The following is a 24,364-nucleotide window of genomic DNA, read 5'->3' on the forward strand; positions in this document are numbered from 1 at the left end:
CTCTATCTCATAAAAGCCAATAACATATTCTTCAATAAATCAGCCCTCAGAATATTCCTATCATTAAAATCCACCTTCGACAAAGTATTATCCTCCAAAGCGTGAACCATAACCAAAGCTTCCCTTTCAGTTATCAATTCCTCATCCAAAAGCATATTAATAATATTATTCGACTTATCCTTTGTAATTCTATCTCCAATAACATTTTCGACAATCTCCTTAATCGGATTACTGTCTTTAATTGTTAATTTTATTATTTTAACATATCCACTTCCACCGCGTCTACTTTCAATATAATAACCCTTGTACGGAGTAAATCTAGTAGTCAGAACGTAATTAATTTGCGATGGAGCACAATTAAACTGATTGGCAAGATCATTTCTTCCGATTTCGATGAAATCATCGTCAGTGTTACTCAACAACTGCTTCAAAAAAGCTTCAATGCTGTTACTAAGCCCTGCCATACTATCACCTCTTTTGACTTTCTCTGACTAATTGCATAAAAAAATTTATCTTTCTTAAATTATACCATCTTTGACCTTTCATATCAACAACAAAATCCTACAACATTTTTAATATTTTCAAAATAAAAAGGAAAGCTATTAAAACTCTCCCATTAAATTATATTCCTACAAAAACCTCTACGATTTTTTCTATTTTTTCGAGAACAATTTGTTTTTTCTTTTCTCTTGCACCTTGTCTACGAGAAGTCGGTGGCAAGATTTTATCCAATCCAGTACCAGCGTAATCAACAAAACCTTTCGCTATTGACTTATTGATAAAATGATATGCTCCTTCTTTTAACTTCTCTTCTTCAACAAGCAATTTCACATTCTTTTCTTTTTCTTTTTTGGCAAACGAATAGAAAGTTTCCAAAATATCATCATTATCCTTCAACTCTGACAATTTTGTTTTATTGATAAAATCCATCACCAAATCTTCCTTAGCTCTCGTTCCCAAACTGGATCTTATAACTCTTCGAACTTCTGCTTTTAAGTTTTCAACATCCTCATGTTCTTTGGATTTTTCCAAAATCAAAGCCAAAATATAATCCAAGTTTATCTCATCAGTTTTCAACAAATCTATTTGGAATTCCACATCCGAGAAATCCACCTGTTGTTCTTCAGAGTCTTTGGAATTTCTTGAATTTACAATATTTTCTCTAATATCAACATACACACTCTTCATGTCTTGCATTAATCTATCAGAAATAATCTTGTCGAAACTTTCAAACTCATCGAAATTTTTGAGAATATTTTCAGACTTCAACAACTCTCCAAAAAGTTGTACAAATTCCTTCTTGTCAGCCTCCAAGAAAATCTCGGTTGGATCTGGGAATTTTGCAACAATTTCACTGCAAATATCCTTGTATCCTCTGGTTACTTTTCCAGTTTCCTCATCTGTAAAACCTTCCATATATTCTTCGTAGCTTTTTTCAAGAATAATATTTACACTGTTTTCATCGCCAAAAGTTTTTATAGCATCTTCTGTCGCCTTTTCCAAATCTCTGAAACACACAATATTTCCAAAAGTTTTAACCTTGTTCAAAATACGATTAGTTCTCGAAAAAGCTTGGATTAATCCATGATATCTTAAATTCTTATCGACAAATAAAGTATTCAAAGTAGGAGCATCAAATCCTGTCAAGAACATCCCCACAACAATTAACAAATCCACTTCTTTTCTTTTAGTCTTATATGATAAATCCTTGTAGTAATTTTGGAATTCATTTCCATCAGTTGAGAAATTTTGTTTAAAATAATCATTGTAATCTGAGATAGCTTTATCCAAGAACTCCTTAGCTGATAAATTCAACGCAGAAACATTGAAATCCTCGTCCTTGATATCACCAATAGCACTTTGCTCCTCATTAGCAGCAAAACTAAAAATAGTCGCCACTCTCAGCTTCTTATCTTCAGACAAATCTTTTTGTTGTCTTTCAAACTCCTCGTAATACAACTTCGCAGCATCAATACTTTGAACAGCAAGCATAGCATTAAAACCGTTAAGCCTTCTATCTTTCAAATCATAAAACTCATTTCTGTGAGTTTTAGTATTGTATACATCCAAAATATATCTAGTGATTTCTGAAATACGTTCTGGATGAAGAAGCATCTTCTTCTCAACCTTTTTAATTTTATCTTCATCAACTTCTTCTTCAGCTGATTTGAACTTAGGAGTAATATTGTTGTAATCCACCTTGAACTTTAACACTTTTCCATCTCTAATAGCATCCGTAATCACATAACTGTGAAGTTGTGCCCCGAAAATCCCCGCAGTAGTACTACCATTAATAGAATTTTCTGCAAAAATAGGAGTACCAGTAAATCCAAATTGGTAGTATTTCTTAAAAGATTTTTTTATATTTTTTTGAGCATCTCCGAATTGTGAACGATGACATTCATCGTAAATAATCACGCAATGCTTATCGTAAATCTCATGATTGGGATTTTTCTTTACAAACTCATTCAATTTTTGAATAGTAGTTACAACAATTCTGTTATCCTTCTTTTCGATAGATTTTTTTAATTCTTTCGTATCTTTGGATCCGTTCACACTATCTGGTTGAAATCTTTGATACTCCTTCATAGTTTGATAATCCAAATCTTTTCTATCAACCACAAAGAATACCTTATCAATAAATTCCAAATCAGTCGCAAGTTTAGCAGCTTTGAAAGAAGTCAAAGTCTTACCAGAACCTGTCGTATGCCAAATAAATCCTCCTGCCTCAGGCCTACCTGCTTTCTTTGCTTCGTAGCTGGATTTTATCTTCCACAAAATCCTTTCAGTAGCAGCAATCTGATACGGTCTCATAATAAGCAAAGTATTATTCACATCGAACACACAGTATTTTGTGATAACCTCAAGCAAAACACGCTTTTCAAAAAAAGTCTTCGTGAAATCTTCCAAATCACAAATAGTTTTGTTCTTAGCATCAGCCCATTCGCAAGTAAACTCGTAATTGTTCTTGTTTTGTGCAGTAGTATTTGCAAAGTATCTAGTATAAGTACCATTTGAAATCACAAAAATTTGAACATACTTGTACAATGAATTATCAGAATTAAAACTCTCCTTGCTGTATCTGTGAATTTGATTGAAAGCCTCATGCAAATTCACCCCCCTCTTCTTCAACTCAATGTGAACAAGCGGAAGACCATTTACCAAAATTGTAACATCATATCTACTTTTCTTCTTACCTTCAGCAGTGATTTGATTAGTAACTTGTAGAAAATTGTTATGAATATTCTTCTTATCGATAATCTTGATATTTTTCACATGCCCATCATCAAATACAAAATCGTAAATATGATTTTCTTGAATCTTTCTAGTCTTCTCAATCAAACCATCATTCGGACAATCCAAGTATTCAACTAAAAGCCTACTCCATTCCTCATCCGAAAACTTAACATCATTCAACCTCTCGATTTGCACTCTCAAATTCTTGTACAAATCCTTGTTCGAACGAGCAATAAGTCTCTCATAACCTTGACTTTCCAAATTCTTAATCAAATTCATCTCAAGTTGACTCTCAGTTTGATAAGATTCAGAGACACACTCCACTTTTTTATAACTAGACAAAATAATACCATTATTCATCTCTGCAATAGTCGACGTATTATAATTTACAAACTTATCAGACATAATCTCCTCCTATCTAGGAAAACTTAATAACCTCTCCCTATAATATTCATATTCCTTCTGTCTTAACTCAATCTCCTTAGGTATTCCTGTTGAAATATCATTAATTAATTCATCAAACTTATCCAAAATGGACACGACATGCTCTTGAACAGCAAAAGGTGGCACCGGGATTTTAAATTCTTTTATTATAGAATCTGAAATTGAAGGATAACTTGTTCCTTTTTCATTAATATTAACAAATTCTAAAAATTTACTAGTCATTATATTATAATAAATCCACTTCGGTAATATCTTTTCCTCATCTGCCCTTAAAACACAAAAACCAGTACTGCACAATTGCCCATCATATTCTTCTTCAACGAAATAATATCTTTTTAGCAATGGTCTTGTAGTCCCAAACAATATATCTTTTTCCTTAATTAACTGCCTTGCTCTACTAGGCGCATTATTTTTATTCACTAAGGTTGTTTCTAAAATTGAATTGTTTTCTCTGTCTATAGATGATAAATCAATATAAGTAAATACTTCTTTATCGTTCCATTTAATATTTTTTGTTTCTTTTAAATAGTCCGATAATTTTCCCATCGTAATTTTAAAGCAATCAATTTGTGCAAGTTCACAAGCTTCTTCAAGCAATTGATAATATCTATTAGATATTACCTTGCTTGCTTGCTTGCTTGCTTGCTTGCTTGCTTGCTTACCACATTTCCGTCAAATGTCAAGAGTTTTTCACGGAAATATTCATATTGTTTTTGCCTTTGTTCAATCTCTTGTGGTAACAATCCTTCAGTATCAGTAAGAAAAGCTTGGAACTTATCCAACACCTCAACAACCTTGTTTTGAATTTCAAGTGGAGGAAGAATCACTTTTATCTTTTTCATTTCTTCAGTAGAAATTTCAATAACTTTAACTCCTCGAGCATATTTAATTTTTTGTTTCAAAAACGAACTACATCCATTAAATAAATGAGATAAATATTTTGGATTTTCTCTATGTTTAAAAATAGCAGTGTGACCTCCTGCCACAACCTGTGAGTTGCCAAGATATGCAACTGTCTTCATAACATCATCTATATTTTCTGATGTTCTAGCAATAACTAAATCTCCTTTATTAACTTTTTTTAGTTTTTCTGCGTCATTCTTACTAACTTTTACAATTGGCTCATTTACAAATACACTATATTTAGTATAGATATGTCCATAATGAATTGCGCCAACTTCTCCATCGCTGGTAAACATAGTCTTTGGCATTCCTGAACCATTTATAAATTTACCTACTTCTCCTAAAGTAGTAAATCTTAACTTATAAGAATTTATTTCAGGATTTTTGCACAATTTATTCAAATAATCCTCACTTAATAGCATATCCCTGTAGTATTCGTATTGTTTAGTCCTATCCTGTAATTCAGCCTGTAATTCAGTAACATAATTTGTGAATTTGTCAAGTATTTCGACGATTTTTTCTTGTGTCTCAAATGACGGGATTGGGATTTTGATATTATTTACAACATTACTCATCAACTTTGGATTGCCAGATCCTCCTTTAACATGTTTTTTCGCTTCAATCTGTAACCAATATACTATAAATTTAACTAATAATTCTTTCTTATCATTTGGTTTAATAATCCCACAAATGTTAGTAACAGAAAATTTTCCATTTCTGTAAAAAACAGTTCCTGCATAGGCTCCATCTGTTGTCCAAGTTGCATACTCACCATCAAAGTCGTATGTTTTTATTTTTCCTATTTCCCCATTATTTCTAGTTTGAGATGAATAAACTGGATACTCCCCAGGATTTTGTTTTAAATACTTCTTAGATATTACTCTTCCTCTTTTTATTTCACAAACGTCCCCTAGTTTTTTCCACTCAACTTTTTCATTTTTTAATAATTCATCTATCTTACTCATCTTCAAGCTCCCTTACTATTTCATTTATAGAAGCTCTAAGCTCATCTATTTTCTTTACGGTCTCATCGATTTGTTTGTTGAGTACTTTGATGTCTATTTTTTCTCTAGTGTCTTCTTTTTCAACGTATGTTGACACTGACAAGTTGTATTCATTTTCTTCTATTTCAGATTTGTCTACATATCTTGAGAAGTATTGTACTTGTTTTCTATCTCTGAATTCATCTACAATTGCATTTATGTTTTTGTCTTCTAAAATATTGTTGTTGGTTTCTTTTTTGAATTCTTTGGTTGCATCTATGAATAGTATTTTGTTTTCTGTTTTATTTTTCGCCATTACCAAAACACATGTCGCAATAGATGTGCCGAAGAATAAATTTTCCGGCAGTTGTATTACGCAGTCGATAAAGTTATTGTCGACCAAGTATTTTCTTATTGTTTTTTCGGCGCCTTTTCTGTAAAATATCCCCGGAAAACAAACTATCGCAGCTCTTCCTTTACTTGAAAGGTATGATAATGAATGCATTATGAATGCGTAATCTGCGTATGATTTTGGAGCAAGCTTTCCTGCTGGTGCAAATCTTTCATCGTTGATTAGTGTAGGATCATTGTCTCCAACCCATTTAATTGAATATGGTGGATTGGATACTATTGCATCGAATGGTTTTTCATCATTGTGCAATGGATTGAGCAACGTGTCTCCTCTTTTTATCGAAAAATTATTGTAATTCACATTGTGCAAGAACATATTCATACGAGCAAGGTTGAAGTTGGTCATGTTGATTTCTTGTCCGAAAAATCCTTCATCAATTATATTTTTTTCAAATTGTTTTTTCATTTGAAGTAATAATGAGCCGCTGCCACATGTCGGATCATATACTTTGTTAATGCTTGTTTTGCCGTCCATTACAAGCCTTGCCAAAAGCTTTGACACTGTTTGTGGAGTGAAGAATTCTCCTCCTGATTTTCCTGCATTACTTGCATAGTTGGATATCAAATATTCGTATGCATCGCCGAATGCGTCGATGTCGTTGTTTTCAAATTTACCGAAATTAATTTTGTCAATTCCAGTTAGTATGTCGCATAATCTTTTGTTCTTCTCAGCTACCGTTGCTCCAAGTTTGTTGCTTGTGGTGTCAACGTCTTCGAATAATCCTTTGATGTCATCTTCTGAAGGATATCCTATTGCGCTTTTTTCGATTGATTTGAATATATTTGCCAAATCTGTGTTCAAATTTTCATTGGTGCGTGCAGTTTTTACGACATTTTGAAATAATTGACTTGGTAGTATGAAAAACCCTTTTTCTTCCACTGTATCTGGTCTGAAATCTATTTCTGCTTCTTCATCTGTTATTTCTGCATAATCGAAGGATTCATCTCCAGCTTCGTGTTCAACTTTGTTGAAAAATTCTGTGATGTTTTCTGAGATAAATCTGTAGAATAAAATTCCCAATATGTATTGTTTGAAGTCCCATCCGTCAACAGCACCTCTGACATCATCTGCAATCGCCCAAATTTTCCTGTGAAGTTCCGTTCTTTGTGCTGACTCGTTATTTTCATTTGATACTACTGCCATTTTCATCTCTCCTATTTATGTTAATTTCTCATTATATTTTTTAAAATTTTACGTAATTTTTCATTTTAATTATATCATATAATTAATTGACTATATTGTGTTTTATATTTCAGATATTAATTGATTTGTATTTTTGATTTTGTTTATATTCTCAGCTTGTTCGTGATAGGCTATTATTATCTATCACTATGATAACCTCTTGTGAATTAGTCCAGCTTATCAGTTATCACTATTTAATTATTCGAGGTTTCATTTTTGAGTATAATCCTTTGTGTTTATCTTAGATAGCGGTGTTTTTCACACAAAAAATTACAGGCAATTTTCATTGCCTGCAATTTATAAAAATGAGATAGATATGATTGCTTATTTCCCCCAAACTTTTTCAGCTATTTTTTTGATTAATTTTAGCTTTTTCCATTGTTGGTCAACTGTTAATATGTTTCCATTTTCGTTAGATGAGAATCCACATTGTGGACTCAGACACAATCTATCAAGAGATATGAATTCAGATGCTTTGCGAATTCTAGCGATGACTTCATCTTCGTCTTCTAGTTCTCCTCTTTTTGATGTGATTAGTCCAAGTACAACTTTTTTATCTCCAGAAACGTATTTTAATGGTTCAAATCCGCCGGATCTTTCGTCATCGTATTCAAGATAGAATGCATCTACGTTTTCTTGTGCAAATAATATTTGTGCGATTTTATCGTAGGCACCACTTGCTGCATATGTTGATTCGTAATTTCCTCTGCAAACGTGCGTTGTTATTGTCAAATCTTTGGGTCTGTCTTCAAGTGCTAAGTTGTTGATTCTCAAATATTTGTTAGCCTCATCATCCAATGAAACTGATTCTCCGTATTTTCTGTTGATATAATCAGAATCTACTAACATTCCCCATGTACAATCGTCAAATTGTATGTTTCGGCATCCTGCTTCATACAAATCCTTGATAACTTGTTTGTAAGCTCTCGCGATATCTTGTTCCAACTTTTCGTAATCTGGATAGATTTGTTTCGTAATTTCTGCATTATCTTCCCTGAATAATTCCACGATTAATTGTGCTGGTGCAGGTATTGTTTGTTTTGCGATTGTATTTTCATCTTCAAATTGTTTTACGAATTTAAAATGTTCTACGAATGGATGATTTTCTCCTGTGATTTTTCCTTCAACTTGTACTGATGTATGGTAAGTTTCCTTGCCATGGAAATAATATCCATGGTCAAGTTCAACTCTTTTGATTCCATTTAGTCCCCAGAAGAAATCCAAATGCCAGCTTTTTCTTCTGAATTCTCCATCAGTTATTACGTGATAGCCCAATTCCTTTTGTTTATCAATTAATTGTTTGATACATTCATCTTCAATTTCTGTTAGTTCTTGTTTTGTGATTATTTCTTTTTCGAAGTCCGATCTTGCCTTTAGTAATTTTTCATCTCTCAAGAAACTTCCTACATAATCGTATCTAAATGGTACGTGTAAACTCATTTTCAATCTCCCCCTAATTATTTCTATTTTGCTGGAATTATTTCTCCATCAAATTTTTCTTCGATATATTTCTTAACTTCGTCTGATTGGAAAGCTTCCAATACTTTCTTGTAAGTTTCGTTATCTTTGTCTGCTTCTCTTGCTGCTATTACATTTGCAAATGGGTTTCCTTCAGCTTTTTCTGTTGCAATTGCATCGTTCTTTGGTGATAGATTTGCTTCTAATGCGTAGTTTGAATTAATTACAGCAATTGCGGCATCTTCGTATGCTCTTGGAATTGTTGCAGCTTCAACTGGTGTGAATTTCAAGTTCTTAGGATTTTCTGCAATATCTTTTTCTGTAGCTTCCAATCCTGCATCTGCTTTTAATTTGATTACATTGTTTTCTTCTAATAATTTTAATGCTCTTGCTCCATTTGTAGCATCATTTGGGATTATAACTTCGTCTCCGTCTTTTAATTCATCAAGTGATTTGTAAGTTTTAGAATAAACTCCCAATGGTTCGATGTGAACTCCACCTAATGATACGATTTTTGTTCCTCTTTCTTTGTTGAAGTTTTCCAAGTAAGGAATGTGTTGGTAGAAGTTCAAGTCAATGTCTTTTTCCTCAAGTGATGTGTTTGGTGTTACATAATCGTCAAATTCTTTGATTTCTAGTTCAATTCCATCTTTTTCTAATATTTCTTTTGCTTTTTCTGCAATTTCTTTGTGAGGTGCTGGAGATACTCCAATTACAACCTTTTTGTTATCTGTGTTTGTTGTTTGTCCGTCTTCTGTTTTGCTTTCTTTTTTAGCACATGATGTTAATACCAATGCTAATGCCAATACTACTAATAAAATTTTCTTTTTCATTTTTACCACTCCTATATGTTTTTTTTGTTTAATTTATTTGAAATTTTTGTACCTGAGATTTGTACAATTTCAACCAAGATTATAATCACAACTACTGCCCACAATAATACTTCTGTGTTAAATCTGTCGTAGCCGTATCTTTTTGCCAAGGCTCCCAAGCCTCCTCCACCGATTGTCCCTGCCATTGCGGAATATCCAATCAATGTTATCATTAAGTTTGTTATTGCCAACACCAATTGTGGCAATGATTCTGGAATCAATACTTTTGTCAATATGTTAAAATTACTTGCCCCCATTGATTTGGACGCTTCAATGATTCCTCTGTCCACATTCAAGAATTCTTGTTCGAATAATCTCGCCAAAAATGGAATTGCACCGACTGTCAATGGAACGATAGATGCTGATGTTCCTATTTTTGTTCCGACGATTAATTTGGATAATGGTAGCAATACTATCATCAATATGATGAATGGAAATGATCTTGTAATGTTAACTATTACATCCAACACCGCGTATAGTTTTGGTTTTGGATTAAGTCCCGATTGTCCAGTTGTATATAAAATAAGTGCCAATGGAAGGCCAAATAATATTGTGAAGAATGTACTTACTAAAATCATGTACAATGTCTCGCCTGTGGCTTCTAATACCAAATTTAGTAAATTATCCATTATTTAACCTCCTCTACTCTAATATCATTTTCCGTCAAAAAGTCTTTTGCTTTTTGAATATTTTCTTTTTCACCGATAAGTTCAACAACTGTGTAACCAACCCCTGTGGATTGAAGTTTGTTGATATTTCCAGATATAATACTAAAATCTATTCCTGAAATTCTCGCTGCTTGTGATAATAATGGTTTGTTGTAGGATTTCTTTGAGTAAGTTAATCTAACGACATCTCCCTTAAAATCGTCAGTTATTATCTCTTCTTCATCCTCTTCTACAAGCTTTCTGATGAAGTTTCTAGTGACATCTGTTTTTGGATTTTTGAATAATTCTTCTACAGAATTTTCTTCGATGATTTTTCCATTTTCCATCACTGCAATCCTGTCACAGATGTCTTTTGCAACTTCCATTTGATGAGTTATCATTATTATCGTGGTTTTGTATTTGTCTACTGATTTTCTCAATATCTCCAAAACTTGTTGCGTGTTTTGTGGGTCAAGTGCGCTTGTAGATTCATCTGACAAAATCACCTTAGGATTTGTGGATAATGCTCTTGCAATCGCAACTCTTTGTTTTTGTCCACCAGATAATTGGCTAGGATAACTTTTTGCTCTGTCTCTAAGTCCAATGAAATCCAATAATTCGTTAACTCTTTTTTCTATTTCATTTTTTGGAATGTTTTGAAGTTTCAACGGATAAGCAATGTTTTCGTAGACATTTTTTTGATTAAACAAATTAAAATGTTGGAAAATCATGCTGATTTCTTTTCTTGCTTCCAATAATTCCTTTTGCTTCAACGATGTTATGTCAACATCATCGATGATGACTTTACCACTTGTCGGTTCTTCCAATCTGTTTAGAAGTCTTACAAGTGTCGATTTGCCAGCTCCTGACAAACCAATTATTCCGTAAATTTCACCCTTATTAACTTTGAAACTTACATCATCAACTGCATTAAATTCTTTTTCACTTGTATTAAAAGTTTTCTTCAAATTTAATACTTCAATCATACTCTCACCTCATTTTTATAATAAAAAAAGCCCTTATGTGACATTCATCACATAAGGGCGAATATATCCGCGTTACCACCTTATTTTTAAATACATATATACATATGTATTTTCTCATTATTCAGTACGTATTCATACCTAGCACAAGATATCGGATGCAACCGGAAAAGTTTAAAAGCAAATGCTGTTCGACTTTTCTAACTCCAAGACCATTTTCAACAACTATTCTTTATCTCATTTCACCAAACTGAGACTCTCTGAAAAAGCATTCATTGTTTACTCTTCTTATCAACGTTAATGTTTATTCATTTAACTTATGGATATATAATACACGCTCAAAAAATATTTGTCAAGCTTTTTTTCAAAAAACTTTTAAAAACTTTTTTATCATTTAATTATAACTACTTAAAGTACGGATTTTTACGCAAATTATCCAGTAATTGTCCGTATGTTGTCCATCCCAATTCTAGGTCAGAATACTTTGCGTAAGGGTTATCTATACTGTAGTGTCCATCACAGAATCCTTTGTTAACCAAAATAGGCTCACGAACTTTTGAATATCCAGTGTATAGTTGGTTTTTGCCGCGTTCTACTTCTGGTAATTTCTCCATAATAAGTTTCGGTCTGTTTTCAAATCCGTAGTCTTTTGCGTTCTTGTGAGAAATCGTAGAATGAGTAAAATCCAAGAAATACATCTTGCCATTTAACCTTGCTCTGTCGATTGAATGGTTGCGATATGGATTGGAATTTTTGTCCAATTCATCGTCAGGCAATGAATCTACCCACCAAATTTCAGAATAAATTCCGCAATTATTTAGCACATCATTGGCAAGTTCACTGAACGAATTACAAGTTCCCTCTTTGTTCAACAACAAATCACAACCAAATGTCGATGAAAGTTGTGGATCGTATCTGTAATCGTCAATCAAAACTTTTGCCAAATTTTTCACTGTTTCAAAATCATCCTTGCCTTTTACTTTTTCTGACAATTCGTTTAGCTTATCGATGTATTTGTAAGTGAATTCCAAGCTATAAGGCTCATCTCTGAAATCTTCGTTCAACACCGATTTTAATTTCATGGAGAAGATTGGTTTACCGATTGAAGAATCTTTTACGAATTTCATATCGCCAACCACTAAATTATCTTCGGCAGTTTTCTTATCGTTCTTATCGTATTCATTCATAAAATTTTCGACTTGCGATTTGTCATTGCCCAAGAATACTATCTCTTCTTTGCCACGTGTTTCGTGCAATTTTTTGATGACTTTGATTAATTTGTCATTCGTATCCACGTATTCATCGTAATTTATCGATGAATCAATTTCGCTTGGCTTTTTGCCATTCAAATCGTCTTTTGGTTGAACTTTTTCTACTGTAGCTTTACATTCTACTTTTTTTTCTTGCTCTTTGTTACAACCTGTAACTCCAAGTACAAGCGCCAAGCTCAACATTACTGATAATAATTTTTTCATAAAAATTATGCACTGCAGCTATCGCAGTCCTCCACTTCTAATGATTTACTTCTAACATAATAGATGGATTTTATTCCTTTTTCCCACGCTCTGATGTAGATATTCAATATTGTTCTCATCGTGTAATCAGTCGTGATATAAATGTTGACCGATTGTCCTTGGTCGATGTGGCGTTGTCTTATACTTGTAGCATCTACAGTTATATTTTGGTCCAATTCGTGGGCATTTTCGTACAACCAGAATGTTTGTGGGCTAAGTCCTGGTGCAACACGTGGGACAATTGTACCCTTCTTTTCTTCAAGGAAATATCTGCTCATTACAGGGTCTACTGCTGCAGTAGTTCCTGCGATTATGGAAGTTGAACCAGTTGGTGCCACTGCCATCAGGTATCCATTTCTAATTCCGTTTTTCTTAATATTATGGTATAATTCGTTCCATTTTTCAGAATTGTAATCTCTTAATTTGAAATACTCGCCATTTTCCCAATCAGAACCTTCAAAATATTCGTAGGATCCTTTTTCCTTGGCGATTTTATTACTTGCCTTGATAGCGTAGTAGTTGATTTTTTCGTACAATTTATCTGCAAATTCCAAATGTTTTTCAACATCCGAATACATAATATTGTTTTTTACTAAGCAGTGATGATATCCACTTGTTCCAAGTCCGATTGGACGGTATTTCTTGTTAGTGTACTTTGCGTATTCCAATGGATAAAAGTTCAAATCAATAACATTATCAAGTCCTCTAACTGCTGTTTCCACAACTTCTTCTAATTCTTCATCATTGTTCACATCGATATTTCCCAAAACAAGAGAAGCCAAGTTGCACACAACAAAATCTCCTGGTTTTGTTTTTGTAACGATAATATCGTCTCCGTCTTCTGTTTCTATAGTTTCACTAATAGAATGAATTTCGCTCATATTTTGCATAATTTCTGTACACAAATTAGAAGAATAAATCATTCCCTTGTGTTTATTTGGATTCATTCTATTTACAGTATCACGGTTGAATGTGAATGGAGTTCCTGTTTCTGTCCATGATTTTATAATAAGTCTTACCAAATCTTTTACTTTAATGCTACGTCTGGAAATACTTTCGTCAAGCACACATTCGTTGTATCTTTTTTCCCATTCGTCTCCATAATAATCTTCCAAATTATATCCTTTTTTCACAGAGATTTCGTGTGGGTCGAACATATACCAAGTTCCGTCTATATCGTCACGAACCATCTTCCAGAACAAATCAGGATAGCAAACAGATGGGAACACATCGTGTGCCTTCATTCTGTCATCACCGTTGTTTGTTCTAAGTTGCAAAAATTCCAATATATCTTTGTGCCATACATCCAAGTACACAGCTACAGAACCTTGGCGCACTCCCAATTGATCCACTGCAACAGCAGTATCATTTGCAAGTTTAATCCATCTGATAACTCCACCTGCAACACCTTGGAAACCACGAATGTCGGATCCATTTGCACGAACTTTTCCGAAATACAATCCCATTCCACCACCATGCTTAGAAACTTGTGCGAAATTATTTATCGAACGATAAATTCCTTCCAAAGTATCAGGAACAGTGTCTATAAAACAGCTTGACAATTGATTGAATGGTTTTCTGGCGTTACTCATCGTAGGAGTTGCCACAGTCACCTTCAATGTGGACAAATTATCGTAGATCTTCTTTGCCCAATGAATTCTATCCTTTTCTTTAAGTGCCAAATGCATCGCAATCCCCATGAACATTTCTTGTGCAGATTCCATCACTCTGTTGTCATGAGTTTTAATCAAATATCTTTTTATAATCAAATCCAAAGCACTGAATGTGAATAACTTATCCCTATCGTCATCAATGTATTTTTCCAATTCGTCAATATCATCATCAGTATACACTTCTCTGATATATGAACCATACAATCCTCTCTCATCCAAAAACTTAATCTTAGATTTGAAATCTTGAAGATCGTATTGAACTTCTAACTTTTTAATATTTTGTTTCAAATTATAATTCATAAACAAAGATGCAATATATTCCCAATTTGGAGCTTCCTTACTAACAAGTTCCCCAGAAGCTTTCGACAATAAATTCACCATATCGTATTGTGACAAATTAGGCTTAACAAATGATTCGAACTTCAAATACAAATTCTCAATCGAATACCTAGTAGAATCATAATGTTCTTGAATATATCTAATGATTTCGATGACATCTTCATCTGTGATAAATCTTTCGAACTCTTCAATAACTTTTCTGTCTGTGGTATGTTTTGCACGATACAAAATAAAAGATTTTACAACCTTGTATTGACCGTGATCAATCAAAGTCAATTCCACCAAGTCTTGAATTTCTTCCACAGTAACCACATGATTTTTCGGATACTTGTTCACAATAGTGTTTTCAATTTCTTGTGCCATAGCTTCTAGTTCATTTTCCTCTGCGTAAATTCCTACAGAAGCATAAGCTTTTTTCATGGCTAATTTTATCTTCGATCTATCAAAATCGACAATATTGCCATCTCTCTTTTTTATTTCCATTATTACTCCCTTTTATCGTGTATATAGTGGATTATAAAAACCCAACTACAATTTATAGTATTAATTCCTATTAAATATTACCACAAATCTAAGTGAAATAACACTGAAAATATAGTATTAAAATTTTTCAAAAAGCTAAAAATATATAATTTTAATAAAATGTTCAAATCATTTTACATCAGAAATACTACTCTTGCCTAGCTTCAAAATCGGTAAATCATCAACTAATTTTTTCTTCTTGTCACACAAAATAATGTAGTTAATATTCTTCTCATCAAACATTTGAGTAAGTTTTCTCATGTTTTTCTTAGCAAAAATTTTTGTGTAATTATTGTAATTTTTTATAATCACAAACTGACTCTGTGCCAACACAACCTTCGCATAAAAAAGTTTGATGATACTATCATCATCACATTCTTTTAACTTATTATCCAAATCCACATTCAGACTTTCATTCAAACTCTCAATTTTCCTGTAAATTGTCACAGGAGACATCTTCATTGAACGCAACACCAACGACAAATTATCGTACACATTCAAATGAGGATACAACATAAACTCATCCACAACATAAAATCCACGGTACTTCGATATCACATTGTTTGAAATCTTTCCATCTATTAACATCTTCCCATTTGCGTATTTTACATTCATTAATACAGCTATGAACTTATCCAAAGTTATTTTGTTTGAAAAAACCTGACAATTCTGAGAGATTTTCCCTGTCAAATTTTCAAAATAATTCGTACTATAATTTTCAAATACAATATCCATAACTACCTTCTAACCCTAATCTTCGTTATAATATCCCAACACAAATTGACAACAGAAAATATCGCTACAATTATAAAACCTATCAAGTAATAATAATTACTGTTAAGCTTTCTTACAAAAAATATGAGAATATCCATAGCACCCTCATTGTAAATATCGACCATGTGAGAAAAATACACTCCAGTGAAACAAAACATCACATAAAAAGCCATAAAATTCAACAAAATCGTAATCAAATTAACCTTATTAGAATAAATCGGAAAAACAACCCATCTATAATACTCAAACTTGTTCATATCGTCATTGTGCATCAAATAATTGATATTATTAGAGAAAAATCCTATTCTTTGCATAGAATAAACGTTATAAGCTGTTAGCGCACCTATAAGTAACCAAAAAGTCAACCTGAAAATTAACATCAAACTTTGGTCGTGAAGTACGTATTGGTTGAAAATTCCAAATATTTTCGTAAACACAAAATCATTTGGAAACATCAGCAATACAAACAGTGATGCAATTGACATAATACACATGAAAAGATTCAGTTCCTTGTCAACTCTGGAGAAAATCCTCCAAACAATCAAAGATACAATCTCTCCAATCGAAAACACCATCACACTAAGCAGAGCACACGCACACACTATCTTCAAATCAAACTGAATGTAAAATCGTTCGTAATTTTTCAGAACAAAAGTCAAATCCTCTCCCAAAACAGTTGCAATCACAATAAAAATATTAAAAGCGGCAACTATTCCACACAGTATCCAGTAAATAAGTTTAATGTTATTAATGAAAAATCCTTTAACCTTTAATTTAATGTTAATAATCGACTCTCTAAAATTATTAGGACGAATTCCTTTATTAATATCTCTGACGATTTTTTTATAATTTACTATATTGATAATTTCCAAAACCACCAATATACCAATCATAAACTCATCCAGTTTATCGATATGCATATCTCCAATGAGAATGAACACACTCGCCAAAAATATCGCAATCATAATCAAAAACTTATACAGTTGATTGAACTGAAGCTGACCGACCCCAGGAATCAAATACAAAGCCTTGAATTTTGTATCGTAATCTTTGGGATCGACCTTCATATTTTTTCTCAAATCGTACAAATCACGCCTAAGCTTGTTCACCTCAGTATTTATTCTCTTTTTGTACACATACTTCAGGCTTCTCTTAACACTGTACAAATACACGCTATCCTTTGAATACTCACTTATTATGAAATCCCTTTTATTTTTCGATTTAAGATGAGCTCTTTTGCTTTTCTTATCCGTGTCTTTTGAATTATCGCGTGAAAATTTATAACTCTCTACAATTTTCTTCAAATAAAACCTAAAATTAAATCCTTTTTCGATATCTCCAGAATTTTTGATAGCATCATCCAAAAAACTCATATCATTTTCCATATCTTGAAAAATCTGAATGATTTCATCGCATCTTTCTTCTACAAGTTTATTCTTAGTGTATATGTAATTATACTGAGAAGATACATCCTTATATTCCTCATAAAAATCAATCTTAGATTGAGATATGAATTTTTCCACAAGAACTCTATTTAACAAACTGTCATTGTGATGAGGAAGACTGTGTTTAAATCTGATGACAGAATTGTCCAGTTCTTTAAGAAAATTTATCTCTTTAGTTTTGATTAATTCGATTTTTTCGTTCATATCGAACTCCTAAATTTTACAAATTATTGACATATTTTTACTTATTTAGTATGTAGCTTTTATGTAGATTATTTTATTGTGATATTATATTTACATATTTTTACCACTTTCAAATATTACATTGTTAATTAATAAAAATATTACTTTACAAATTGAATAAAATATATTATCATATTTCGTGGAGGATTATGATGTTTTACATATTAATAAATGTTGTAGCGGTTGCAGTCGCAGCCCTTTTGGGAAGACTTTTGAAATCTTTCCTACCAAAAAAACTAATAAAAAGCATAATGGACGTTGTCGCCGTTTGTATATTAATAATGGGAATCCAAGGAAGTGTCAAAACAAATAATTTTATTTTTATGTTGATTTCCTTAGTTATCGGTGCTATAATAGGTAACGGTCTTGATTTGGACAAGAAATTAGCCAACCTTGTAGAGTATTTACAAAACAAAGTTCCAGACTCATCTGGATCGTCCATGAAAGGCGCTATTGCATTAATAATGCTACAAAATATCGGATCATTGGCAATCCTTGCTCCATTGAATTTAGGATTAAGCGGATCCGCTGACATAATGCAATTTAAAATAATATTAGACGGTATCACAACATTTTTGTTCTCAGCAACATACGGATTCACAGTTGCACTGTCAGGCGTTGTTGGACTTGTGATGAACACACTAATATTTTTATTATCAACATCACTAAGCAAAGTCTTGGTACCAGAAGTAATTGAAAACATCTCCGTAGTAGGATCATTGTTGATAGTCCTACTTGGTATAGATATGCTAGAAATCAAAAAATTCAAAATCATGGATTACATTCCAGCAATATTTATTCCAATATTTTGGTTTATCATCAAACAATTACTTCACATCTAAATTAGTTAACAAGTTAGAGGGGAAAACTCTCATGCCTTCAAAATTTTCCAGAGTTGACTCCCCTTACTCCTTTCTTATATGCGCATGATTTTAAATCATGTGTTTTTTTTATTATACCTCATTTCGAGAAATTTAAAACAAAATCAATTTTTTTCAAATTTTTTTAAATATTTTTCAAAAAAACTTCAAAAAAGTGTTTAAAACATTTTTCAGTGGGTATATATATATTACAATAAAAGATATCTAAATTGTAGAGCAGAACTGTTACTTTAGTTTATTGATTCCGATGAAAAGGATATATAAACAAAAAATGCAGGAATACTACCCGTTTTATTTGAAGACAAATAAAACTAGAACCTTTAAACATTTAAACTTAAAACATTAAAATTTAAAATTTTATCCTAAGTATCGAAAACTTTAGTTAATTAAAGATTTAAAGATTGATTCGTTATATCTTGAAAAGCAAGTTTATCTGATAGATTACTATTAAGGAGTGGATAAGGAAATGATCGAACCAAAATTTCAGTTTAAGTGCAGTTTGCTCGGAAAATAAGAGTTGTTTCAGAAGATGGAAAATGACTCTTATTTTTTTGTGTCCATTTTCTTTCATTTTCCTCCCCCGTAATTTTTAAAGAGGACTATCTCAATTTTTGTTAATTGCTTCATTTCCCTTGTTTTTTATTTTTCATCTCCAACCTACCCATGTCTTGCCATTTTTGTCTAGCGAAACCCCAACACAACTCTCTAACCTTGTCCTGCAATCCCTGACGCCGCGAAACCTTCAAGCAAACAATCGAAGCTAAGAATATCATACGGAGAAAATAATCATAAATTCAAGCGAAGGGAACCGTTAAAAAATTGTGCTGTTTGAGTGCATAGCACGAGTTCACATTTTTAGGTTCACAAGCTTAGAATTTATTTATTTTCGTAGTCTAGATATTCGTGCAAGATGTTTGCTTACTTTTTGACCTACGTATGCCTTGCAACTGTAAATCCTACGAAACCTTAAAGCAAACAATCGAAGCTAAGGATATCATACGGAGAAAATAATTATAAATTCAAGAGAAGGGAACCGTTAAAAAATTGTGCTGTTTGAGTGCGTAGCACGAGTTCACAATTTTAGGTTCACAAGCTTAGAATTTATTTATTTTCGTAGTCTAGATATTCGTGCAAGATGTTTGCGACAATTTTTCCTTAAGTGTGTCTTGCAACTGTCGCCTATCGAAATTCTTTTTACCATTCTCTAACCTCGTCCTGCAATCCATGACGTCGCGAAACCTTCGAGCAAACAATCGAATCTAAGAATATCATACGGAGAAAATAATCATAAATTCAAGCGAAGGGAACCGTTAAAAAATTGTGCTGTCTGAGTGCGTAGCACGAGTTCACAATTTTAGTTTCACAAGCTTAGAATTTATTTATTTTCGTAGTCTAGATATTCGTGCGAGATGTTTGCTTACTTTCTGACCTGTCTGTGTCAAGCAACTGTTGTCTATCGAATTTATTTTTACCATTTTCTATCCTTTACCCGCAATCTCAAAATCAGCGAAACCTTCGAGCAAACAATCGAAGCTAAGAATATCATCATATAAAATTTAATGCTTCTTATGAGCGACGCTTCGAACGATGAAATCTTCAGTTAAATTTTCTTAAAAGAAGATTTCTGAAGTGAGGCTGAGCGATTGAGAACATTAAATTTTCCCCAAGATATTCATGCAAGATGTTTGCGTAAGATGCGTCTTGCAAGTAATTCGTGCAAGATGTTTGCTTTGATTTTTGCCCTACGTGTATCCTGCAACTGTTGTCTTGCGAATTTCTTTGCCTATTTCCATATTTCTCCCTATAAAAAAAGAAGCCTTATTCAGACTTCTTTTTGAGTTTAACAATATCATTGTTGTATAAAATTTGTATGAATTGAGATAGTCTCTCATATAGAGGTTCTACCTCATCTCCGTATTGTTCTTTTAATTTATTCCCAATTTCTATAATGTTACTCTTTCCATCAATCATCCTGAAAACATCACTACCGTAACTTTCAAGCTTGATGTTGGATTCTTTTGGTGTGAAGAACATCTTTTGAGCAATCTTATCAAAAATATGATTGTGTTTTTTTACTAAATACACAAGATCATCTTTTTCATAAAACTCTATCTTGTCATTGACCTCAGGAATAAATTCTAGGAAATTTTTATTTCGCTTCATTAGTATTTACGTTCTTAATACAAGTTCTAACTAGAACTGCTAATAACAATATGAATACTATAATTGATCCAATTGTGCCAATGTTGAATTTTGAAGATAAATCAAGAACTTCACTTAATGTTTTGTCTCCTACTTTGATTATAGCAAATGCAGCAAGTAAAATACCTACAACACCTTCACCTGCAATAAATCCAGATGTGAACAATACACCATTTTCTTCTTGTTCTTTTCTTAATTCTTCGTTTTTAACTTTTCTCTTGTCAACAAATAATCTGATTAAACCACCAGTCATGATTGCTGTAGAAGTGTTGATTGGCAAATACAAACCTACTGCAAATGGTAAAACTGGAATTCCTAAAATTTCAACAACAACTGCAATGAATGCTCCCGCGAAAACTAATCCCCAAGGAAGTGATCCACCCATTACACCTTCGATTATAAGTTTCATCAACATACCTTGTGGTGCAGGAAGTTCTTCTGAACCATATCCCCAAGATGAATCTAATAACCATAAAATAGCTCCGATTACAAGTGCAGATACAGCAACACCGATTAATTCACCGATTTGTTGTTTGTATGGAGTAGCTCCAACCAAGAAACCAGTCTTTAAGTCTTGTGAAGTATCCCCTGAAATAGCAGCGATAACACAGATTACAGTACCAATTGAAATTGCCATCATCATACCATCGTGACCAGTATTTCCCATAGCTTTGATTAATAATGAAGTTATTAATAAAGCCGCAATAGTCATACCAGAAACTGGGTTGTTAGAAGATCCAATAAGACCAACCAAACGAGATGATACAGTTGCAAAGAAGAAACCAAATACAACGATAATAATTGAACCAATAGGACCAACTGGAATAATTGGTAAAACAGCCATTACAACTGCGATAGCAAGAATAGCTATTCCTATGAATTTCATACTCAAATCTTTTTCAGTACGAAGAACTGAATCTGTACCCAAACCTTGTGATTTGTAGTCTTTCATAGCATCTCTGAAAGTTCTGATAATAAGTGGCAATGATTTAATTAAAGATATAATACCACCAGTAGCTACAGCACCAGCTCCTATATATCTTAAATAAGTACCCCAAATATCTTTTACAGTCATAGCAGAAATAGCCTTATCTGCAGCACCGATTATGTTGTCTCCACCGAATAATTTCATAAGTGGCATAATAACTAACCAACCTAAAGTTGCACCACTTAGCATATATCCAGAAATCTTAGGACCACATATATAACCAACACCTACCAAAGATGGAAGTGGGTCGATACCGATACCAGCACCTGAGAAAGATTTAACTGTAATTTCTTTTGATAATGAAGATGGGAAAATCTTCAAACCATCAGCAAAGAATTTGTATACAGCAGCCAAACCTAAACCCTTGAATACAAGCTTAGCCTTGGATCCACCTTCTTCACCTGCTAATAAAACTTCTGCACAAGCAGTTCCTTCTGGATATGGAATAACCCCATGTTCCTTAACTATTAAAGCATTTCTCAACGGAACCATGAATAAAACCCCTAGTAAACCACCAATAAGAGTAATAACCCCTATTTCGATTAATGATGGAGCTGGTTCATTCCATTCCTTCATCCAAATAAATAATGCTGGCATTGTAAAGATAGCACCTGCGGCAACTGATTCCCCTGCGGAACCTATAGTTTGAACGATGTTGTTTTCCAAAATAGAATCCCTCTTGAAAATCAATCTGATAACTCCCATTGAAATAACTGCAGCAGGAATTGATGCAGAAACTGTCAAGCCAACTCTAAGACCTAAATATGCATTAGCTCCACCAAATACAATTGCCATGATAATACCGAAAATAATAGAGAATGGTGTAAGCTCTGGCAAGACCTTATCGGCCGAAATAAAAGGCTTAAAGTCATTATTATTGTTACTCATAAATATACCCTCCTTTTTATATATATAAATTAACAAAATCATTATACCAAATTGAATTTATTTTGTCAATAATATTTATTGCTTTACACTTAAATACTCAAATAATTATAAAAATATTTATGACCAAATATCTGAACTTTTCTACTAAATTAGTTTGAATTTTCCCAAAATAATAGTATAATAAAAGAGTTGGAATAAATTAATTGGAGGGAATTATGAAAAAGAAATTTTTAACAGTATTATTAGTATTATCAATGGTTGTATTAGCATCATGTTCTAATCAAAAAGGATCAGAATTAGAAAGCAAATTAAAAGAAGTAGAAACAGACAAAAAATTTGCTATCGAAAACTTAAACGACGCTAACAACAAAATCAAAGAATTAAATGCAAAAATTCAAGAACAAGAACAAGGATACAGCTCAAAAGTATTAGTAAACGACCTAACAGCTGAAATGACAAACGAACAATTGCAAAAAGTATTAACAAACACAATCGCATACAAATTGACAGCTGATGATCAAGAATTAGCACAAGAAACAACAGTTGAAGTAGCAGAAATGCCTAAAACATTAAACTTCATCGTACAAATTCCAGAAGACTTAAAATCATCAGAAAAAGCAAAAACAATCTTGAACTTACAAGCACCAAAAATCAATGTAAATGGTAAAGCAGCACAAGTTGAAGAACAAGAAGAACACGACGCAATAAAATACGTAGTAAACTTAGAAACTGCAGGAAAAGAAGCAAAAATCGACCTACCACAAGACATAAACGCAAAATTACAAAGACCAAACCAACAACTTGTAATCAAAGCAAAATAATGAACACCTAGCCACTAGAAATCTAGTGGCTATCATTTTATCCATTTCTTCCTCTGTTCTCCCCAAGTCTAGTGATATTCACTACCAATTTTCCACCTTGTCTTGCAATTCCAAAATCTTGCGAAACCTTAAAGCAAACAATCGACGCTAAGAATATCATACGGAGAAAATAATCATAAATTCAAGCGAAGGGAACCGTTAAAAATTGTGCTGTTTGAGTGTTTAGCACGAGTTCACAATTTTAGGTTCACAAGCTTAGTATTTATTTATTTTCGTAGTCTAGATATTCGTGCGAGATGTTTGCTATGGTCTCAACCTATGTATATCCTGCAATACTCTACACATCGAAACCTTCGAGCAAACAATCGAAGCTAAGAATATCATACGGAGAAAATAATCATAAATTCAAGCGAAGGGAACCGTTAAAAATTGTGCTGTTTGAGTGTTTAGCACGAGTTCACAATTTTAGGTTCACAAGCTTAGTATTTATTTATTTTCGTAGTCTAGATATTCGTGCGAGATGTTTGCTATGGTCTCAACCTATGTATATCCTGCAATACTCTACACATCGAAACCTCCAGCAAACAATCGACGCTAAGAATATCATACGGAGAAAATAATCATAAATTCAAGCGAAGGGAACCGTTAAAAATCGCACTGTTTGAGCGTTAGCGAGTTTGCGATTTTAGGTTCACAAGCTTAGAATTTATTTATTTTCGTAGTCTGGATATTCGTGCGAGATGTTTGCTTATTTCATTACCTATGTTTATCTTGCAACTTTTATATAGCGAATTATATAAACCATTTTCTATCTTAATATAGTTAAAAGAACGCACAAAAAAAGACCTAGCGGACATTGTCATCACTAGACCTTAATTGTTTGGCGACTACCTACTCTCCCACGACGTTTCCATCGTAGTACCATCGGCGTTAAGAGGCTTAACTTCTGTGTT

At 32.8% G+C, this 24,364-nt stretch carries 17 protein-coding genes, 1 rRNA gene and 1 other annotated feature; of the genes, 2 read left to right on the forward strand and 16 right to left on the reverse strand.

What is annotated here, in order from left to right; all coding sequences use genetic code 11:
- Positions 1-2 precede the first annotated feature (2 nt).
- The 13 genes from GKG01_RS04965 to GKG01_RS05025 all read right to left on the reverse strand — a co-directional run bounded on the left by GKG01_RS04965 (position 3) and on the right by GKG01_RS05025 (position 17,592).
- On the reverse strand, positions 3-464 hold the full coding sequence (locus GKG01_RS04965; RefSeq protein WP_154271689.1) for a CtsR family transcriptional regulator: 462 nt from the start codon (positions 462-464) through the stop codon (positions 3-5).
- Positions 465-621: 157 nt separating this feature from the next.
- Positions 622-3,642, reverse strand: coding sequence for a type I restriction endonuclease subunit R (locus GKG01_RS04970; RefSeq protein ID WP_154271690.1), 3,021 nt, complete (start codon positions 3,640-3,642; stop codon positions 622-624).
- A 9-nt stretch (positions 3,643-3,651) separates the two neighbouring features.
- The gene (locus GKG01_RS04975; RefSeq protein WP_154271691.1) at positions 3,652-4,278 is read right to left on the reverse strand and encodes a restriction endonuclease subunit S; all 627 of its coding nucleotides are present in this window, start codon (positions 4,276-4,278) and stop codon (positions 3,652-3,654) included.
- A gap of 20 nt (positions 4,279-4,298) precedes the next feature.
- Positions 4,299-5,549 carry a restriction endonuclease subunit S gene (locus tag GKG01_RS04980; protein ID WP_154271692.1) on the reverse strand — a complete coding sequence of 417 codons (1,251 nt, stop codon included), beginning with the start codon at positions 5,547-5,549 and terminating at the stop codon, positions 4,299-4,301.
- Entirely contained in the window at positions 5,542-7,122 is a 1,581-nt protein-coding gene (locus GKG01_RS04985; protein ID WP_154271693.1) for a type I restriction-modification system subunit M, read from the reverse strand. The genes GKG01_RS04980 and GKG01_RS04985 overlap by 8 nt, the downstream gene beginning before the upstream one ends.
- Positions 7,123-7,485: 363 nt before the next feature.
- On the reverse strand, positions 7,486-8,601 hold the full coding sequence (locus tag GKG01_RS04990) for a 5-methyltetrahydropteroyltriglutamate--homocysteine S-methyltransferase (protein WP_154271694.1): 1,116 nt from the start codon (positions 8,599-8,601) through the stop codon (positions 7,486-7,488).
- 23 nt (positions 8,602-8,624) lie between these two features.
- Positions 8,625-9,452 carry a MetQ/NlpA family ABC transporter substrate-binding protein gene (locus tag GKG01_RS04995; RefSeq protein WP_154271695.1) on the reverse strand — a complete coding sequence of 276 codons (828 nt, stop codon included), beginning with the start codon at positions 9,450-9,452 and terminating at the stop codon, positions 8,625-8,627.
- Between the two features lie 11 nt (positions 9,453-9,463).
- Positions 9,464-10,120 carry a methionine ABC transporter permease gene (locus GKG01_RS05000; protein WP_094204263.1) on the reverse strand — a complete coding sequence of 219 codons (657 nt, stop codon included), beginning with the start codon at positions 10,118-10,120 and terminating at the stop codon, positions 9,464-9,466.
- Positions 10,120-11,124 carry an ATP-binding cassette domain-containing protein gene (locus tag GKG01_RS05005; RefSeq protein ID WP_154271696.1) on the reverse strand — a complete coding sequence of 335 codons (1,005 nt, stop codon included), beginning with the start codon at positions 11,122-11,124 and terminating at the stop codon, positions 10,120-10,122. The genes GKG01_RS05000 and GKG01_RS05005 overlap by 1 nt, the downstream gene beginning before the upstream one ends.
- Before the next feature lie 50 nt (positions 11,125-11,174).
- Positions 11,175-11,425: a binding site (T-box leader), on the reverse strand.
- A gap of 100 nt (positions 11,426-11,525) precedes the next feature.
- Entirely contained in the window at positions 11,526-12,596 is a 1,071-nt protein-coding gene (locus GKG01_RS05010) for a hypothetical protein (RefSeq protein WP_154271697.1), read from the reverse strand.
- A 5-nt stretch (positions 12,597-12,601) separates the two neighbouring features.
- Positions 12,602-15,130 (reverse strand): ribonucleoside-diphosphate reductase subunit alpha, encoded by a 2,529-nt coding sequence (locus GKG01_RS05015; RefSeq protein ID WP_154271698.1) that lies wholly within the window; start codon positions 15,128-15,130, stop codon positions 12,602-12,604.
- Between the two features lie 168 nt (positions 15,131-15,298).
- The gene (locus GKG01_RS05020) at positions 15,299-15,904 is read right to left on the reverse strand and encodes an ABC transporter ATP-binding protein (protein ID WP_154271699.1); all 606 of its coding nucleotides are present in this window, start codon (positions 15,902-15,904) and stop codon (positions 15,299-15,301) included.
- A 2-nt stretch (positions 15,905-15,906) separates the two neighbouring features.
- The gene (locus GKG01_RS05025; protein ID WP_154271700.1) at positions 15,907-17,592 is read right to left on the reverse strand and encodes a hypothetical protein; all 1,686 of its coding nucleotides are present in this window, start codon (positions 17,590-17,592) and stop codon (positions 15,907-15,909) included.
- A 191-nt stretch (positions 17,593-17,783) separates the two neighbouring features.
- Between GKG01_RS05025 and GKG01_RS05030 the strand changes: the two genes are divergently transcribed.
- Positions 17,784-18,473 carry a DUF554 domain-containing protein gene (locus GKG01_RS05030; RefSeq protein WP_094206788.1) on the forward strand — a complete coding sequence of 230 codons (690 nt, stop codon included), beginning with the start codon at positions 17,784-17,786 and terminating at the stop codon, positions 18,471-18,473.
- A 1,857-nt stretch (positions 18,474-20,330) separates the two neighbouring features.
- Here the strand turns inward: GKG01_RS05030 and GKG01_RS05035 are convergent.
- The gene (locus GKG01_RS05035) at positions 20,331-20,675 is read right to left on the reverse strand and encodes a PqqD family protein (RefSeq protein WP_094223186.1); all 345 of its coding nucleotides are present in this window, start codon (positions 20,673-20,675) and stop codon (positions 20,331-20,333) included.
- The gene (locus tag GKG01_RS05040; protein WP_094206786.1) at positions 20,662-22,590 is read right to left on the reverse strand and encodes an oligopeptide transporter, OPT family; all 1,929 of its coding nucleotides are present in this window, start codon (positions 22,588-22,590) and stop codon (positions 20,662-20,664) included. The genes GKG01_RS05035 and GKG01_RS05040 overlap by 14 nt, the downstream gene beginning before the upstream one ends.
- A gap of 215 nt (positions 22,591-22,805) precedes the next feature.
- Between GKG01_RS05040 and GKG01_RS05045 the strand changes: the two genes are divergently transcribed.
- A complete protein-coding gene (locus GKG01_RS05045; protein ID WP_094206785.1) occupies positions 22,806-23,411 on the forward strand; it encodes a hypothetical protein in 606 nt (201 codons plus the stop codon).
- Positions 23,412-24,289: 878 nt separating this feature from the next.
- On the opposite strand, the gene rrf is transcribed toward GKG01_RS05045, so the two are convergent.
- A 5S ribosomal RNA gene (rrf, locus tag GKG01_RS05050) occupies positions 24,290-24,364 on the reverse strand; the annotation flags it as partial.

This window comes from Finegoldia sp. BIOML-A4 (genome assembly GCF_009679635.1).
GTDB lineage: Bacteria > Bacillota > Clostridia > Tissierellales > Peptoniphilaceae > Finegoldia > Finegoldia magna.